The sequence below is a fragment of the Aeribacillus sp. FSL W8-0870 genome (genome assembly GCF_037963755.1).
Lineage (GTDB): Bacteria > Bacillota > Bacilli > Bacillales > Aeribacillaceae > Aeribacillus > Aeribacillus composti.
In genome coordinates this window covers 2,845,397-2,862,132 of the sequence record NZ_CP150165.1, presented here as the reverse complement: position 1 = coordinate 2,862,132, position 16,736 = coordinate 2,845,397, and the positions used below count along the sequence as shown (strand labels likewise).

Genomic DNA, 16,736 nt, shown 5'->3' with positions numbered 1-16,736 from the left:
GCAGTTTTGACAGCTTGAAAATGGAGAGATGATTGGACGGCTGGGTCCGGATTGTACAAGGAGCAAAAAGAAAGAGACTGCCGTTTGCAGCCTCTCTCTTTACGAGCCGATCAATTTAATCGCTGTTGCAATGATAAACAATGTGGCAAAAAAGCCAAAAGAAACAATAAAACCGACGGCAGAATCAACAGCATCATTACGTTTGCTTACATTTTGTTCAAATTCGTTCATCTATACCCCTCCTCATCGTCATAAGTAGTATAAGCGATTTCAGCAAAAAAATCTACATTCTTAAAAATGATTCATGTTAACGATTAACAACTATATTCTTTTTCGAAAGGGAGAATATATGAATGGGTAATCGTTTTTTTGTAAGTGTCCCGGGGCTTACAAAAAACGTTCATATAAATCGGAGGATTGGCTTCGCTGCCAATTCTCCATTATGTTGAAGTGTTGCGAAAAAATTTTTTTCCATATATGATGAATGAAGCACACTTCATTTTTTAGGGGAATCTTAAGATGATTGTCGATTTATGGAATTCATTTAAAAAGAAACAATTTCAGTCTCTTTATTTATTTTATGGAAAAGAATCATTTTTATTAAATGAAACAATTCGCAAATTGTTAACCGAGGCAATTAGTGAAGACGAACGGGAATTTAATTATTCCGTCTATGATATGGAAGAAACAAATATAGAAACGGCTGTTGAAGATGGGGAAACGATGCCGTTTTTAGGTGAACGCAGGATGGTTGTTGTGAAAAATCCTTATTTTTTGACGAGCGAAAAGAAAAAAGAAAAAGTGGAGCATAATCTTAAAAAACTTGAACAATATGTAGAAAATCCTGCCCCGTTTACTGTTTTTGTCTTTTTGCTTCCACATGAAAAAATTGATGAAAGAAAAAAGCTGACAAAACAAATAAAGAAAGCGGCAACAGTAGTTGAAATGAATTCCTTTTCAGAAGAGGAAACAGTCAAATGGATAAAGGAAAAAGCGGAAGCAGAAAATGTGGCGATGGAAAAAGAAGCGATCGATGAGCTTATGGAAAAAACATCTGGTAACTTAATGATCATAGATAAAGAGATGGAAAAATTATGTGCATATGTTGGAAGCGGAAATAAGTTGACTGCAGAAATGGTCAAGCAGCTCGTTGCACGCTCGCTTGAACAAAATGTTTTTGATTTAATTGATGCCGTCGTCAAAAAGAAAACAGAAGAAGCCTTTAAAATTTTTTATGATTTGTTAAAAATAAACGAAGAACCGATTAAAATTTTAAGCCTCCTTACACAACAATTCCGTCTATTATATCAAGTGAAGCAGCTTTCGAAATCCGGTTACGGACAGGATCGGATGGCGTCATCCTTAAAGGTTCATCCGTTTCGCATTAAGCTGGCTTTAAAACAGGAGAAGCAGTTTTCTGCCAGTGAATTGCAGAGCATCATAAAAGCTCTTGCGGAGACAGATTTTGAAATAAAAACAGGAAAAAAAGATAGACAATTAGCGTTAGAGTTTTTGCTGCTGAAGCTGTTTCAGCAAGAAAAAAAGCAATCAACAAGCGGGATAAAAGCTTGATGATTGCTTTTATTTTTATGCTGATAAGCTGTTTAATTTTTTAGCTAAGCGTGATTTGAAACGAGCGGCTGCATTTTTATGAATGATTCCTTTGGAAGCAGCTTTATCAATTTTTTTCGCAGCTACTTTAAACGCTTCTTTTGCTTGTTCAACATCTTTATTTACAACGTACGCTTCAAACTTTTTAATTGCTGTACGCATAGCCGATTTCATTGATGTATTGCGGGCACGGCGTGTTTCATTTGTTTTCATTCGTTTAATAGCGGATTTAATGTTAGCCATTGTTTCACCTCCTACTGACTATATAAAATCAAAGCTGCCGCATTCTTTTTTGGATATAGAACAAAAGTTATTCTATCAAACGGTTTTTTCTTTTGCAATACTAATGTAAATGAAATCCCCCTTTGAAGCTAAGAAATGGGATGAAATAAAATGACTTTGGAAAAAATAGATAAAAATGAACTTGGGGTGACAATGATGAACAACGCGCTTGATTTAAGCAAATATTCAATCAGAACCGATTTGGCGCTTGAAGCGAGAGATTTGGCTCTTGAAAAAAAGAAAGAAATGGAAGGGGTCATCGTTCAAGAAGAAGAGGAAGACGGTATGAAAATTGTCCATATGGACATTACGGATAAAGGTGCTGAGACAATCGGCAAAAAGAAAGGTAAATATTTAACGCTGGAAGTGCAGGGAATCCGCAATAAAGATACCGAACTGCAGGAAAAAGTAATCAAAATGTTTGCAAAGCATTTCAGTTCTTTTTTGGAACAGCTGCAAATTTCTAAAGATGCAAGCTGCTTAGTGGTCGGTCTTGGCAATTGGAATGTCACTCCAGATGCTTTAGGCCCTTTAACATGTGAAAATTTATTGGTCACAAGACATTTGTTTCAACTTGAACCAGAAAACGTCAAAGAAGGCTATCGACCTGTCAGCGCCCTTGCACCAGGAGTGATGGGGCTAACGGGAATTGAAACATCTGATATTATAACGGGAGTTGTAAAACAATCAAAACCTGACTTCATTATTGCCGTTGATGCATTAGCTGCAAGATCAATAGAGCGTGTAAACAGCACAATACAAATTGCCGATTCCGGCATCCATCCTGGATCCGGCGTAGGAAACAAAAGAAAAGAATTGAGTGTGGACACGATAGGCGTTCCGGTTATATCAATCGGAATTCCGACAGTAGTTGATGCTGTAACGATAACCAGTGATACGATTGATTTTATATTAAAGCATCTCGGCAGAGAAATGCGGGAAGGAAATCGCCCAAAAAATGCGTTGGCTCCGTCTTGGTTTAGCTTTGCTGAAAAAAAGAAGCTGACGGATGAAGATTTGCCTGAGGAAAAAGAGAGAAAGCAGTTTTTAGGGATAATCGGTACCCTGGAAGAAAATGAAAAGAGAATGCTGATTCATGAAGTGCTGAGTCCACTTGGACATAATTTAATGGTAACACCGAAAGAAGTAGATATGTTTATTGAAGATATGGCGAATGTGCTTGCGAGCGGTTTAAACATGGCGCTCCATTCCGCGGTGAATGAAGAAAATACCGGGGCTTACACACATTAAAAACAAAGTAAAAGTTCTATTCCTCCCAGTGCTGTCATACATATTTTGTAGACAAGCCTTGGAGGAGGATTTTCATGAAGCATCGCAGAATGGTCGTAACAGTTGATAGGACAAGCTTAAAAAAAATCATCTTAGCGGGATTTTTTTTAATCATTTTTATGTTTTTCATTACAGGGCTTTTGACGTCGATTAAGATTGAATATCGTCCCGCCTCTAGTTCTATTCATGAAATCACGGGAAATATAAACGGCAGAATGTTTCTTCATTTATTAAACTTTGAAAACCATTATTTTTCTCAAGGATTAGAAGAAAGTAAACCGGATTTTTCAGTTTCTTCCGTCCTTTTTCAATTAACGACAAGCATAAATCCTGATGATCCGCGCAGCTTGCTCGGACGGGAGCTTCCAGGGTTTACTTTGTTCGATGGCGACATCATTGTGGCTGGAGAAGGGACGAATTATACGAACATGCCGATTGAATCCGCTCCCCCGACAGAAGTGCTTTTAGAGGAAAGGGAAGCTTCGATTGACAAGCTTGAAGATGTGGAAGGCGAGGAAAAGCCAAAACAGTCTCCTAACTTAACAACAAATGGAAAAAAAGTCGTATTCATTTATCATACTCACACGACCGAATCTTATTATCCTTTATTAAATGGGGCAAAATCTCCTTTTCATTCAAAGGCGAATGTCACATTAGTCGGAGAAAAGTTTGGACAGGAGCTTGAAGAAAGAGGAATAGGAGCGGTTGTGGACAAAACGAATTTTCAAACTGTATTAAATGAGAAAAAATGGAAATATTACAAATCATATGATGCATCAAGACCTGTTGTTCAAGAAGCATTGGCAACGAATCGAGATCTTCAATACATTTTCGACATCCACCGTGATTCACAAAAAAGGGATAAAACAACCATTACGATTAATGGAAAGAGTTATGCCAAAATTGCATTTGTGATTGGCGGGAATAATCCAAATGCTGATAAAAATAAAAAAATTGCACAAAATTTGCACAAATTGTTTGAAAAGAAATATCCGGGCTTAAGCCGTGGTGTGTTTTCCAAAAAAGGCGAAGGAGTTAACGGCGTTTACAATCAAGACTTATCAGAGAATTCGCTGCTGATTGAATTCGGGGGAGTTGATAATAACATGGAAGAACTCAGCAGAACTGTCGAAGCGGTTGCAAACATATTTAGCGAATATTATTGGCAGGCAGAAAAGGTGAGCGGGAGCGTTCAAAACGAGTGACGGCTTGAAAGGAGGAATGTTTGATGGCGAAGTTTATGGCCAAAAGTCTGCTTCTAACCTTCATTATGTTTTTAGGAGTAATAATTGGCATACAGCAAGCGAGCCATGGCATTCAACAAATGAGAGGCTATGAGACGGAAGAGACAGTCGAAGCCGTTCAACTAAAGCAAAAGGACGACGGAAAACTGGAAGCCACGATTTTGGGAAATCAAGTGACAAGCCACGATTTACAAAAAAAGCAGGAGCAGCTTGAAAAAATAGAGGCATTCAATTTCTTCTCTCAAATTGGAAAATCGCTTGCGAATCTAGTGCAAAAAGGAACGTCAGCGATCATTGAAGGAATATTGGAGCTGATTGAAGCATACACCTAAACAAATTTAAAAGAAAGACTTGAAGCAATCCGCAGGTCTAGTCTATTTCAAAACAGGGTTCAGACAGTCATTCTGATCCCTGTTTTGCGTATTCAATCACAGAATAAATTTTCATTGAATCTCCAATTTTCTACTGATATAATCAAAGCTAGTGTAGTTGGCTAGTAGGAGTGGTGACAAAAATATGAAAAGGGAAGAAAAATTAGAACGCCAGAAGAGAATTCGCAATTTTTCCATCATTGCTCATATAGATCACGGGAAATCAACACTAGCTGACCGGATTCTGGAAAAAACAGCTGCTGTTACCCAAAGGGAAATGAAAGAGCAGCTGCTCGATTCGATGGATCTTGAACGCGAAAGAGGTATAACAATTAAACTGAATGCGGTTCAGTTATCATATAAAGCGAAAGACGGGAATGAATATATTTTTCATTTAATTGATACCCCTGGACATGTTGATTTTACGTATGAGGTTTCGAGAAGCTTGGCTGCCTGTGAAGGCGCCATTTTAGTTGTGGATGCGGCGCAAGGGATCGAAGCGCAAACGCTGGCGAACGTCTATTTAGCGATTGACAACGACTTAGAAATTTTGCCTGTTATTAATAAGATTGACTTGCCGAGCGCTGAGCCTGAACGAGTGCGACAAGAAATTGAAGACGTGATTGGGCTTGATTCTTCTGAGGCTGTGTTGGCATCAGCAAAAGCAGGAATCGGCATCGAAGAAATTTTAGAACAAATTGTTCACAAAGTCCCAGCTCCGCAAGGTGACCCAGACGCACCGCTCAAAGCGCTTATATTTGATTCTCTGTATGATGCATACCGTGGAGTTGTTGCTTATATACGCATTTTTGATGGTACGGTAAAAGTCGGAGACCGTATAAAAATGATGGCGACGGGGAAAGAATTTGAAGTAACGGAAGTCGGTGTTTTCAAGCCAAAAGCGCATCCTGTACAGGAGCTCACGGTTGGCGACGTCGGTTATTTAACGGCTTCCATTAAAAATGTCAGTGACACACGAGTTGGTGATACGATCACTAGCGCTGTCAATCCGGCTGCCGAGCCTCTGCCGGGGTACCGAAAATTAAATCCGATGGTCTTTTGCGGGATGTATCCAATAGATACGGCAAAATACAACGATTTACGTGATGCTCTTGAAAAATTGCAGCTGAATGACTCCGCATTGCAATTTGAACCTGAAACATCGCAAGCGCTGGGCTTTGGATTTCGCTGCGGCTTTTTAGGTCTGCTGCATATGGAAATCATCCAAGAGAGAATTGAAAGGGAATTTCATATTGATTTAATTACGACGGCTCCTAGCGTTATTTATCATGTTTATTTAACAGACGGCAGCATGGTTCAAGTTGATAACCCTTCGAACATGCCGGATCCGCAAAAAATTGACCGAATAGAAGAGCCTTATGTGAAAGCCGGGATTATGGCTCCAAACGACTATGTTGGTGCGGTGATGGAGCTTTGCCAAGGAAAACGCGGCCAATTCATAGATATGCAATATTTGGATGAAACGAGAGTCAATATTGTTTATGAAATCCCCCTTTCGGAAATCGTTTATGATTTTTTTGATCAGTTGAAATCAAGCACAAAAGGGTATGCATCGTTTGACTACGAACTCATTGGCTACAAACCTTCAAAACTTGTGAAAATGGATATTCTTTTAAACGGGGAGAAAATCGATGCTTTATCCTTCATTGTTCATCGTGACAGCGCCTATGAACGCGGCAAAGCTATCGTTGAAAAATTAAAAGAGCTTATTCCAAGGCAGCAATTTGAAGTTCCTGTTCAGGCTGCAATTGGAAACAAGGTCATCGCACGTTCAACGATTAAAGCTTTACGTAAAAATGTGTTGTCAAAATGTTACGGTGGAGATGTGTCGCGTAAACGGAAGCTTCTTGAAAAACAAAAAGAAGGAAAAAAACGAATGAAACAAGTCGGCTCTGTCGAAGTGCCGCAAGAAGCCTTCATGGCTGTGCTGAAAATGGATGAAAACCAAAAATGATGTTGACGAGTGCCGCAGCCATTGCTGCGGCATTAGCGCTTTGGAAAGGCAGGAGAATGAAAAATGGCTGAAGCCGCGTATATTCATATCCCGTTTTGCGAACAAATATGCCACTACTGTGATTTCAATAAATTTTTTTTACAAAACCAGCCTGTTGATGACTATTTGCAAGCACTGCGTTTGGAAATGATAAAGGCAATGGAGGATCAAGTATTAAATGAAGAATTAAAAACGATATTTATCGGCGGCGGTACGCCTACTTCCCTGTCAGCCAAACAGCTCGATCATTTAATGGAGAGCATACATCAAACTTTGCCGATGCAATCCGTAGTTGAATTTACAGTTGAATGCAATCCAGATCAATTAACGATGGAAAAGCTGTCTGTATTGAAAAACGCCGGAGTCAATCGCCTATCCATCGGAGTGCAAGCCTTTCAAGATTCATTACTGAAAAAAATTGGAAGGACTCATAATAAAGAAACAGTTTTTCAAGCAGTTGAACGGGCAAGATCGCTAGGCTTTGAAAATATTAGCATAGATCTTATGTACGGTCTACCCGGCCAAATGATAGAAGAATGGAAAGAAACTCTTTCCGTTGCATTTTCATTAGAGGTCCAGCATATGTCTGCTTATTCCCTAATCGTAGAACCGAAAACGGTGTTTTATAATTTAATGCGAAAAGGAAAGCTTTTGCTTCCTTCTCAAGAGGAAGAGGCGTTTATGTATGAGACCGTTATGAATGAAATGGAACGGCACGGATACCATCAGTATGAATTAAGCAATTTCGCACGCAAAGGCTTTGAAAGCAAACATAATTTAACGTATTGGCATAATAACCATTACTATGGATTTGGAGCTGGAGCACACAGCTATTTGGACGGGATCCGGCGGGAAAACGCTCGACCGCTGAAGAAATATATTGAAATGATTTATAAAAATAATGGAACGGCTTTTGTTTCGGAGAATATGCTAACAAAAGAAGAAATGATGGAGGAAGAAATGTTTCTTGGATTGCGGACGATCAGAGGGGTTTCCAAAAAACGGTTCCGAGATAAATACGGATTAGATGTTGGGGAAGTATTTGGCCCGCAAATTGAAGAACAATTAAGAAAAGGTCTTTTATCTGAAAGTGCATCACATCTTTTTTTAACAAGAAAAGGAATGCTTTTAGGCAATGAAGTATTTCAAGCATTTCTCGCAGTTAGTTAATTGACAATTCTTCTTTCATTTGATAACTTTATCATAGAATTAGCACTCGAGTAATATGAGTGCTAACAGAGGTGATGTTCCTTGCTGACAGATCGTCAATTATTAATTTTGCAAATTATAATTGATGATTTTATTCAATATGCTCAGCCGGTTGGCTCCCGTTCTTTATCGAAAAAGGAATCGATTACGTTCAGCTCGGCTACAATCCGAAATGAAATGGCGGACTTGGAAGAATTAGGATTGATTGAAAAGACCCATACGTCATCAGGCAGAGTGCCGTCCGAAAAAGGGTATAGATACTATGTCGACCATTTATTGTCACCAAAAAAATTAACGAAAAAAGAAATTATGGCGATAAGATCCATTTTCGCCGAGAAAATATATGAATTAGAAACGCTTGTTCAAAAATCAGCTCAAATTTTATCTGAGCTTACAAGCTATACAGCGATTGTTTTAGGTCCGAAAGTTTCGGAGAACCGACTCAAACGTTTGCAAATCGTTCCAATTAACGAAGATAAGGCGGTTGCCATATTTGTAACGAACACAGGCCATGTTGAGAATAAAATGATTACTTTTCCAGAAAAAATAGACATGAGTGAACTGGAAAAAATCGTAAATATTTTAAATGAAAAGCTTGCTGGCGTGCCTCTAAGCGAATTAAAGGATAAAATATACAAGGAAATTGCAAACATTTTACGGAAGCATATTAGAAATTATGATATTTTATTAAAATTGATTACTGGCACGCTGAATGTAGGTCACGAAAAAATATATTTCGGAGGAAAAACGAATATTTTGAGCCAGCCGGAGTTCCGCGATGTCTCTCAAATTCAAACATTTTTAGATTTCATAGAACAAGAAGATGAACTGTATGATTTGCTAAAGACAAACCCGTCAGGCATTACGGTGAAAATTGGCACGGAAAATAAAATATCTGCTATGGAAAACTGCAGCTTAATTACTGCCACCTATTCAATTGGCGAGAAGCAAATCGGCACAGTCGCGGTGCTTGGCCCGAAACGAATGGATTATTCAAGGGTCATCAGCCTTTTAAAATTTTTCTCGAAAGATTTATCACAAGTTTTAACAAAGCTATATCAAGGATAGGATGGGGGAATTCTCCATCCCTTTTCCTTTGCACTTTAAGGGAGGTGAAATGATGGCAAACGATCAGACTGAAAAAGAACAAACAATCCAAGAAGAAGTTGAATACAATAACGAGAAAGCCGAAAACGAGAAAGAAGAAATGCCTGATCAAGAAGAATTGCGCCAAGAGGGCAGCCAAGAGGAAAAAGGTGAAGAACAATCTTCTTCAAATGCTGAAGAGGAATTGGTGAAAGCGAATGAAAAGATCGCTGAGCTTGAGGCAAAGCTGGAGGAAATGGAAAATCGCATGCTTAGAGCTCAGGCCGATTTTGAAAATTTTCGCCGGCGCAGCAGGCTTGATATGGAAGCACAGCAAAAATATCGTGCGCAAAGTTTAATATCAGATCTTTTGCCTGCTATTGATAATTTTGAACGGGCGTTGAAAATTGAGGCAGAGGATGAAAAAACAAAATCCGTTTTGCAGGGCATGGAAATGGTTTACCGTCAGATCCTTCAAGCACTTGAAAATGAAGGAGTTGAAGTGATCGAAGCGGTTGGGAAACCGTTTGATCCGCACCTTCATCAAGCGGTAATGCAAGTGAAAGACGAAAATTTCGAATCCAATGTTGTTGTGGAAGAGCTGCAAAAAGGCTACAAACTGAAAGACCGGGTTATTCGACCGTCTATGGTAAAGGTTAATGAGTAATTACATATGATAATTAGCAGGAGGTTGTGATATATGGGTAAAATCATCGGTATTGACTTAGGAACAACGAACTCTTGTGTAGCGGTTCTAGAGGGCGGCGAACCGAAGGTGATTCCAAACCCAGAAGGAAACCGGACGACACCGTCGGTTGTTGCATTTAAAAACGGCGAGCGTCAAGTAGGTGAAATTGCAAAACGCCAAGCGATCACGAATCCAAATACAATTATTTCTATTAAACGCCACATGGGAACTGACTACAAAGTGGAGATTGACGGAAAAAAATATACGCCGCAGGAAATTTCTGCTATTATTTTGCAGCATTTAAAATCGTATGCAGAAGATTATTTAGGGGAAAAAGTAGAAAAAGCTGTCATTACTGTTCCTGCCTATTTTAACGATGCTCAGCGCCAAGCAACAAAAGATGCAGGAAGAATAGCCGGTCTTGAAGTTGAACGGATTATCAATGAGCCGACTGCAGCTGCTTTAGCTTACGGTCTTGACAAAATGGATGAAGATCAAACCATTTTAGTTTATGACTTGGGCGGCGGTACATTTGATGTGTCCATTCTTGAACTTGGGGACGGTGTTTTTGAAGTAAGAGCAACAGCGGGCGACAACCATCTCGGCGGTGATGACTTTGACCAAGTCATTATTGACTATTTAGTAGATCAATTTAAAAAAGAAAATGGCATTGATCTTTCCAAAGACAAAATGGCTCTGCAAAGATTGAAGGATGCTGCGGAAAAGGCGAAAAAAGACTTATCAGGCGTAACATCAACACAAATTTCTTTGCCGTTTATTACTGCAGGTGAACAAGGACCGCTTCATCTGGAAGTGACATTAACGCGGGCAAAATTTGAAGAATTGTCTGCGCATCTTGTAGAAAAAACTATGGGTCCTGTTCGCCAAGCATTGAGCGACGCTGGTTTAACGAAAAACGATATCGATAAAGTAATTTTAGTCGGAGGCTCCACTCGGATTCCTGCTGTTCAAGAAGCGATTAAAAAGGAAATTGGCAAAGAGCCTCATAAAGGCGTTAACCCGGACGAAGTCGTTGCGTTAGGTGCTGCAATTCAAGGCGGTGTCATCACAGGTGATGTGAAGGACGTTGTGCTCCTAGACGTTACTCCATTATCGCTTGGAATTGAAACGATGGGCGGAGTGTTTACAAAACTGATTGAACGGAACACTACGATCCCAACGAGCAAGTCGCAAATCTTTTCAACTGCTGCTGACAACCAAACTGCGGTCGATATTCACGTTCTGCAAGGGGAACGTCCGATGGCTGCTGACAATAAAACATTAGGACGCTTCCAATTAACAGATATCCCGCCTGCGCCGCGAGGAGTGCCGCAAATCGAGGTAACGTTTGATATCGACAAAAACGGAATTGTAAACGTAAGTGCTAAGGATTTAGGAACTGGAAAAGAACAAAAAATTACAATTAAATCATCCACGGGATTATCCGAAGAAGAAATTGAGCGCATGATTAAGGAAGCGGAAGAAAACGCTGAAGCTGACAAAAAACGAAAAGAACAGGCAGAATTGAGAAATGAAGCTGACCAGCTTGTCTTTACGACAGAGAAAACATTAAAAGAGCTGCAAGGAAAAGTTGATGAAGCAGAAGTGAAAAAAGCAAACGAAATAAAAGACGCATTAAAAGAAGCGATTGATAAAAATGATTTCGATCAAATAAAAGCGAAAAAAGAAGAACTTCAAGAAATCGTTCAGAACCTTTCTGTAAAACTTTATGAGGAAGCGGCTAAACAAGCACAGACAAATAATCAACAAAATAATTCTGAAAACAAAAATAAAAATGACGATGATGTGATTGACGCTGAATATAAAGAAGTAGATGACAAATAAAATGTTTTAATCTGAAAATGGATAAGTCAAAGTCAGGCATGTCTTGACTTTGACTTTTTTCAGTAAAGGCGGTTAACAGTTGCTTTCTTCCGTTTGTCAATGTTAAAATTTACTCTATGTGAGAAATCGGGAGTGTGAATATATGGCGAAGCGTGATTACTATGAGGTGCTTGGAGTTAGTAAGAACGCAACAAAAGAGGAGATTAAAAAAGCCTATCGCAAGCTGTCCAAAAAATATCATCCGGATATTAACAAAGACCCAGACGCGCCCGAAAAATTCAAAGAAGTAAAAGAAGCGTATGAAGTGTTAAGCGACGACACAAAAAGAGCCCAATATGACCGCTACGGTCATGCAGGTGCTACTCAAGGCTTCGGCGGCTTTAACGGTGAAGAATTTGAAGCGGATTTCGGGGGATTTGGATTTGATGACTTATTCAGTTCGATCTTTGGCGGAGGAAGAAGAAGAGATCCGAATGCTCCTCGAGCAGGTGCAGATATTCAATATACGATGACGATTTCATTTGAAGAAGCTGCGTTCGGAAAGGAAACGACAATTGAAATTCCTAGCGAAGAAACATGTGATACTTGCCACGGTTCAGGAGCGAAACCTGGTACTACTCCGGAAACTTGTCCGCATTGCGGAGGTTCGGGTCAAATCAGCTCAGAGCAGCGAACAGCTTTTGGTGTTTTTGTGAATCGGCGCGTTTGTTATCAATGTAACGGAACAGGTAAATTTATCAGACATCGCTGTACAACTTGTGGCGGCAGCGGAAAAGTGAAGAAACGCAGAAAAATCCAAGTGAAAATTCCAGCTGGTGTAGATGACGGTCAGCAGCTCCGCATACAAGGGAAAGGAGAGCCGGGAATTAACGGCGGTCCATCAGGTGATTTATATATTGTTTTCCACGTACAGGAACACGAATTTTTCGTCCGCGATGGTGATGACATCTATTGTGAAATGCCGCTGACATTCGCACAAGCTGCGCTTGGAGATGAGATTGAAGTTCCTACTTTATACGGTAAAGTGAAATTAAAAATACCTGCAGGCACGCAGACAGGCCGAAAATTCAGACTGTCTGGAAAAGGGATCAAAAATGTTCACGGCCATGGCATAGGAGATCAATATGTAACTGTTCGCGTCGTTACACCAACTAACCTTACGGAAAAACAAAAAGAATTGCTGCGGGAATTTGCGGCTATCAGCGGGAATCAACCTGATGTACAGGAAGAAAGTTTTTTTGATAAAGTGAAGCGGGCGTTTAAAGGAGATTAAAGGATTGGGGTTACTAAAATGAAGTGGTCAGAGATTAGCATCCATACAACGGAAGAAGCGGTTGAACCTATCTCTAATATTTTACATGAAGCGGGTGCTGGTGGAGTAGTTATTGAAGATCCGTATGATCTTATAAAAGAAAGAGAAGATCAATATGGAGAAATTTATCAGCTTGATCCTGAAGACTATCCTGATGAAGGTGTCATCATTAAAGCGTACCTTCCTGTGAATAGCTTTTTAGGCGAGACGGTGGAAGGGATAAAAGAACGGATAAATAACCTGCTGTTGTATGATATTGATTTGGGGCGGAACCATATTACAATTAGTGAAGTTAATGAGGAAGAATGGGCTACCGCTTGGAAGAAATATTACCGTCCTGTGAAGGTTTCAAAAAAATTTACGATTGTCCCCACATGGGAGCTGTATGAACCTGCTCACACCGATGAACTGATCATTGAATTGGATCCTGGTATGGCGTTTGGAACTGGAACCCATCCAACAACAGTTCTCTGCATACAAGCACTTGAAAAAAAGGTGCAAAAGGGAAATATTGTAATTGATGTCGGTACAGGGTCAGGCGTATTGAGCATCGCGAGTGCTTTGCTGGGGGCCGATAAAGTCATCGCACTTGATTTGGATCCAGTTGCAGTGGACAGCGCGCGATTAAATGTTAAATTGAATAAAGTGCAGCATCTTGTTCAAGTCAAGCAAAACAATTTGTTGGACGATATCGATGTTAAAGCGAACGTAATTGTTGCAAACATATTAGCTGAAGTCATATTGCGATTTGTTCGTGATGCGCATGAGCGTTTAGAAAACGGCGGTTATTTTATTACTTCCGGAATTATTCAAAACAAAAAACACGAAGTGGAGCAAGCTTTAATCGAAGCTGGTTTTACGATTGAAGAGACGATGACGATGGAAGATTGGGTCGCCTTTATCGCAAAAAAATAGAGGGATTGAAGATGCAGCGTTATTTTATTCATTATGCAAAAAAAGAATTAACTGATATTATTGACATCACCGGGGAAGATGTCCACCACATTTCCCGGGTGATGCGGATGAAACAGAATGATCAAATTATATGTGTAACAAAGGATGGATATTCAGCCCTTTGCCAAATTGTTCAAATATCTGCCGATAAAGTATGCTGTTCCATTTTAGAGTGGATCGAGAACAATTCAGAGCTTCCGGTAAAAGTGATATTAGCGAATGGGCTGCCTAAAGGGGATAAATTGGAGCTCGTCATTCAAAAAGGGACGGAGCTTGGTGCTTCCAAGTTTATCCCTTTTAATGCTGCTCGTTCAATTGTAAAATTAAATGAAGGTAAAATAAATAAAAAATTAGAGCGGTGGAATAAAATTGCGAAAGAAGCTGCGGAACAGTCACATCGGACCATAATTCCTGAGGTGACGAAGCCAGCTTCATTAAAGGATGTCATTTCTTATGCTGCATCAGCCGATGTAAAAATTGTCGCTTATGAAGAGCATGCAAAAAAAGGTGAAACGAGCAATTTATTTCGTGCTTTAAATTCTTTGCAGCGGGGAGGATCATTATTCGCTGTTTTTGGACCAGAAGGAGGTTTTACAGCCGAGGAGATTAAGCAGTTATCCGATAACGGCTTTCTTTTATGCGGGCTAGGTCCGAGAATATTGCGGGCGGAAACGGCTCCTCTTTATTTATTATCTGCAGTATCCTATCATTTTGAACTGTCGAGGTGAAAAACATGCCGACTGTTGCTTTTCATACATTAGGATGTAAGGTAAATCATTATGAAACAGAAGCTATTTGGCAGCTATTTAAAGAAGCGGGATATGAGCGCCGGGATTTTGAAGCGATTGCGGATGTATATGTCATTAACACTTGTACGGTGACGAATACAGGTGATAAAAAAAGCCGCCAAGTAATACGGAGAGCGATCCGCAAAAACCCTGACAGTGTTATTTGCGTTACAGGTTGTTATGCGCAAACGGCACCCGCAGAAGTCATGGCTATTCCTGGGGTTGATATCGTTGTCGGTACACAAGATCGAAAAAAAATGCTCGATTATATTGAGCAGTTTAAGAAGGAGCGCCAGCCGATCAACGGTGTGACAAACATTATGAAAGCTCGGGTATTCGAGGAGATGGACGTACCTTCCTTTACAGACCGGACGCGGGCGTCTTTAAAAATACAAGAAGGCTGCAATAATTTTTGCACGTTTTGTATTATTCCTTGGGCACGCGGTCTCATGCGGAGCCGGGATCCAAAAGAAGTGATTAAACAGGCTCAAAAGCTGGTGGATGCTGGATATAAAGAAATTGTTTTAACCGGCATCCATACAGGAGGATATGGGGAAGATTTAAAAGATTATAATTTTGCGCAACTTCTTCGCGATATTGATTCTGAAGTGAAAGGATTAAAGCGGCTTAGAATTTCTTCAATTGAAGCGAGCCAAATAACTGATGAAGTAATTGAAGTGCTGAAAACGTCCGATAAAATTGTCCGCCATTTGCATATACCGCTTCAATCAGGATCAAACAGCGTCTTAAAGCGGATGCGCCGTAAATATACGACGGAATTCTATGCTGAGCGTCTGAAACGGCTGCGGGAAGCTTTGCCTGGGCTTGCGGTAACTTCTGATGTGATTGTAGGTTTCCCGGGTGAAACGGAAGAAGAATTTATGGAAACATACAACTTTGTTAAAGAACACCGTTATTCTGAGCTTCATGTTTTCCCTTATTCGAAGCGGACAGGAACACCAGCTGCCCGAATGGAAAATCAAGTTGACGAAGACATAAAAAACGAACGCGTGCACCGGCTGATCGCATTAAGCGATCAACTAGCAAAAGAATATGCCTCAAAATTTGAGGGACAAGTACTGGAGGTTATTCCAGAAGAACCTTATAAAGAAGCTCCAGACAGCGGCAAATATGAAGGATATACGGACAATTATTTAAAAGTTGTTTTTCCGGCGACGAAAGAGATGGTTGGGAAAATTGTGAAGGTGAAATTAACTAAGGCGGGCTATCCATATAATGAAGGACAAGTAGTCCGTATAGTCGATGAAGACTATTTACAGAAGTCTTCTTAATCTAGCTTTTTCTTGCGTAAAACAGACTTTGATGTAAGCTGTACCACTTTTTATGAAGGGAGCCTTCTCATGAAAAGGGATATTGCGAAGTATATTGACCATACTGTTTTAAAGCCGGATGTCACGCAGGCAGATATTGAAAAGCTTTGTTTTGAGGCGAAGGAGTACGGATTTGCATCTGTCTGTGTTAACCCCGTATGGGTGGAAACAGCAGCTAATTTGCTGCAAAAATCAGATGTGAAAGTTTGCTCAGTGATTGGTTTTCCGCTTGGAGCAACAACTACTGAAGTAAAGGCATATGAAACGACAGAGTTGGTTCAAAAAGGTGCAGCGGAATTAGATATGGTGATAAACATCAGCGCATTAAAGGATCAGCGTTATCATGCAGTTAAAGAAGATATTCGTGCTGTCGTTGAAGCGGCAAACGGAAAAGCTTTGATAAAGGTGATTATTGAAACATCTCTATTAAATGTTGATGAGAAAAGAAAAGCGTGTGAGCTAGCTGTAAAAGCCGGAGCAGATTTTGTCAAAACATCGACAGGATTTTCTACCGGTGGTGCAACAGTTGACGATGTGAAGCTTATGCGTGCAGTAGTAGGTCCGAAATTCGGCGTGAAAGCATCTGGCGGAATCCGCGATTATAAAACTGCGATCATGATGATAGAAGCCGGTGCGACAAGAATTGGTACTAGTTCTGGAGTGGCGATTATAAAAGGAAGTGAACGTTAATCTATTATAATCACAGAATTG

The 16,736-nt window shown here is 40.0% G+C and carries 16 protein-coding genes; 14 read left to right on the top strand and 2 right to left on the bottom strand.

Translation table 11 applies throughout. The features are described from left to right. Window positions 1-99 precede the first annotated feature (99 nt). Entirely contained in the window at window positions 100-231 is a 132-nt protein-coding gene (locus NSU02_RS13930) for a YqzM family protein (RefSeq protein ID WP_065095531.1), read from the bottom strand. A gap of 288 nt (window positions 232-519) precedes the next feature. Here NSU02_RS13930 and holA point away from each other — a divergent pair, with 288 nt between their 5' ends. Further along, window positions 520-1,572: a DNA polymerase III subunit delta gene (holA, locus tag NSU02_RS13925; RefSeq protein ID WP_063388017.1), complete on the top strand. Its 1,053-nt coding sequence runs from the start codon at window positions 520-522 to the stop codon at window positions 1,570-1,572. Between the two features lie 15 nt (window positions 1,573-1,587). Here holA and rpsT read toward each other — a convergent pair whose 3' ends face one another. Continuing rightward, a complete protein-coding gene (gene rpsT, locus NSU02_RS13920) occupies window positions 1,588-1,854 on the bottom strand; it encodes a 30S ribosomal protein S20 (RefSeq protein WP_063388018.1) in 267 nt (88 codons plus the stop codon). 195 nt (window positions 1,855-2,049) lie between these two features. On the opposite strand from rpsT, the gene gpr reads away from it, so the two are divergent. From gpr to deoC, 13 genes are all read left to right on the top strand, one after another. Continuing rightward, window positions 2,050-3,144, top strand: a complete 1,095-nt coding sequence (gene gpr / locus NSU02_RS13915; protein ID WP_063388171.1) for a GPR endopeptidase — start codon at window positions 2,050-2,052, stop codon at window positions 3,142-3,144. A gap of 74 nt (window positions 3,145-3,218) precedes the next feature. After that, entirely contained in the window at window positions 3,219-4,388 is a 1,170-nt protein-coding gene (locus NSU02_RS13910; RefSeq protein ID WP_311066343.1) for a stage II sporulation protein P, read from the top strand. A gap of 23 nt (window positions 4,389-4,411) precedes the next feature. Next, window positions 4,412-4,759 (top strand): DUF3679 domain-containing protein, encoded by a 348-nt coding sequence (locus tag NSU02_RS13905; protein WP_063388020.1) that lies wholly within the window; start codon window positions 4,412-4,414, stop codon window positions 4,757-4,759. A gap of 184 nt (window positions 4,760-4,943) precedes the next feature. After that, a complete protein-coding gene (lepA, locus tag NSU02_RS13900) occupies window positions 4,944-6,773 on the top strand; it encodes a translation elongation factor 4 (protein WP_339193118.1) in 1,830 nt (609 codons plus the stop codon). Window positions 6,774-6,836: 63 nt separating this feature from the next. Continuing rightward, window positions 6,837-7,982, top strand: coding sequence for a radical SAM family heme chaperone HemW (hemW, locus tag NSU02_RS13895; protein ID WP_130157923.1), 1,146 nt, complete (start codon window positions 6,837-6,839; stop codon window positions 7,980-7,982). An 81-nt stretch (window positions 7,983-8,063) separates the two neighbouring features. Then, window positions 8,064-9,089 carry a heat-inducible transcriptional repressor HrcA gene (gene hrcA, locus NSU02_RS13890; RefSeq protein WP_063388023.1) on the top strand — a complete coding sequence of 342 codons (1,026 nt, stop codon included), beginning with the start codon at window positions 8,064-8,066 and terminating at the stop codon, window positions 9,087-9,089. Between the two features lie 52 nt (window positions 9,090-9,141). Continuing rightward, a complete protein-coding gene (grpE, locus tag NSU02_RS13885; protein ID WP_261308784.1) occupies window positions 9,142-9,774 on the top strand; it encodes a nucleotide exchange factor GrpE in 633 nt (210 codons plus the stop codon). 33 nt (window positions 9,775-9,807) lie between these two features. Next, window positions 9,808-11,640 carry a molecular chaperone DnaK gene (dnaK, locus tag NSU02_RS13880; protein WP_063388025.1) on the top strand — a complete coding sequence of 611 codons (1,833 nt, stop codon included), beginning with the start codon at window positions 9,808-9,810 and terminating at the stop codon, window positions 11,638-11,640. 142 nt (window positions 11,641-11,782) lie between these two features. After that, on the top strand, window positions 11,783-12,913 hold the full coding sequence (gene dnaJ / locus NSU02_RS13875) for a molecular chaperone DnaJ (protein WP_063388026.1): 1,131 nt from the start codon (window positions 11,783-11,785) through the stop codon (window positions 12,911-12,913). Window positions 12,914-12,931: 18 nt separating this feature from the next. Next, window positions 12,932-13,867 (top strand): 50S ribosomal protein L11 methyltransferase, encoded by a 936-nt coding sequence (prmA, locus tag NSU02_RS13870; RefSeq protein ID WP_063388027.1) that lies wholly within the window; start codon window positions 12,932-12,934, stop codon window positions 13,865-13,867. 11 nt (window positions 13,868-13,878) lie between these two features. Continuing rightward, window positions 13,879-14,634 carry a 16S rRNA (uracil(1498)-N(3))-methyltransferase gene (locus tag NSU02_RS13865; RefSeq protein ID WP_066250567.1) on the top strand — a complete coding sequence of 252 codons (756 nt, stop codon included), beginning with the start codon at window positions 13,879-13,881 and terminating at the stop codon, window positions 14,632-14,634. Between the two features lie 5 nt (window positions 14,635-14,639). After that, window positions 14,640-15,986 (top strand): tRNA (N(6)-L-threonylcarbamoyladenosine(37)-C(2))-methylthiotransferase MtaB, encoded by a 1,347-nt coding sequence (gene mtaB / locus NSU02_RS13860; protein ID WP_066250569.1) that lies wholly within the window; start codon window positions 14,640-14,642, stop codon window positions 15,984-15,986. 69 nt (window positions 15,987-16,055) lie between these two features. Then, a complete protein-coding gene (gene deoC / locus NSU02_RS13855) occupies window positions 16,056-16,715 on the top strand; it encodes a deoxyribose-phosphate aldolase (protein WP_339193112.1) in 660 nt (219 codons plus the stop codon). The last annotated feature ends 21 nt before the right edge of the window (window positions 16,716-16,736 follow it).